This window comes from Enhygromyxa salina (assembly GCF_002994635.1).
GTDB lineage: Bacteria > Myxococcota_A > Polyangia > Nannocystales > Nannocystaceae > Plesiocystis > Plesiocystis salina_B.
In genome coordinates this window covers 1-783 of sequence record NZ_PVNL01000154.1, presented here as the reverse complement: position 1 = coordinate 783, position 783 = coordinate 1, and the positions used below count along the sequence as shown (strand labels likewise).

Annotated in this window: 1 protein-coding gene; it reads left to right on the top strand. The window is 64.6% G+C overall.

The features are described from left to right. Positions 1-47 precede the first annotated feature (47 nt). A partial coding sequence (locus ENSA7_RS41050) for a Tc toxin subunit A-related protein (RefSeq protein WP_244924080.1) occupies positions 48-783 on the top strand: 736 nt, incomplete at its 3' end.

Below are 783 nucleotides of genomic sequence, written 5' to 3'. Positions count from 1 at the left end.
ACGCGTACATGCGCACGAAATTCAGTAATCGTGAGCTCTACGATTGGATGAGCAGTCAGCTGGCGACGCTGTACTTCCAGACCTATCAGCTCGCGTTCGACCTGGCCAAGCGGGCCGAGCGGGCGTACCGGCATGAGCTTGCGATCGATCCGGCCGAGCCGCCGATCATCGAATTCGGGTACTGGGATAGCCTGCACAAGGGCCTGCTCGCGGGCGAGCGGCTCGGGCATGACCTCGAGCGGCTCGATCTTGCGTACATGGATCGGGACGTCCGCGAGCTCGAGCTGCGCAAGAGCGTGTCGCTGGCCGAGGTCGACCCGGAGCAGCTGCGATCGCTCCGCGAGACGGGGCGCTGCGACTTTGGGATCCCGGAGGTGCTGTTTGACCTCGACCACCCTGGGCACTACATGCGACGGATCCGAGCCGTGAGGCTGACGATCCCCGCGGTGGTCGGCCCGTACACCAGCTTGGGTGCGAGCTTGCAGTTGCTCACGCACAAGACCCGCTTTGAAAAGGCGCTGGGTGGGTACGCGGAGGAACCGGTCAACGCAGATCCGCGCTTTCGGTATGGGACTGGCGCGGGGCAGGCGATCGCCACGAGCACCGCGATCAGTGACGGCGGGCTGTTCAACCTCGACTTTCGTGACGAGCGCTATCTGCCGTTCGAGTACGCGGGGGCGGTCAGCACTTGGGCGCTGGAATTGCCGGGGGAGGTGCGGCAGTTCGACTATCGGACGATCGAGGATGTCGTGATCCACATCGACTACACCGCCCGGCCAGGTG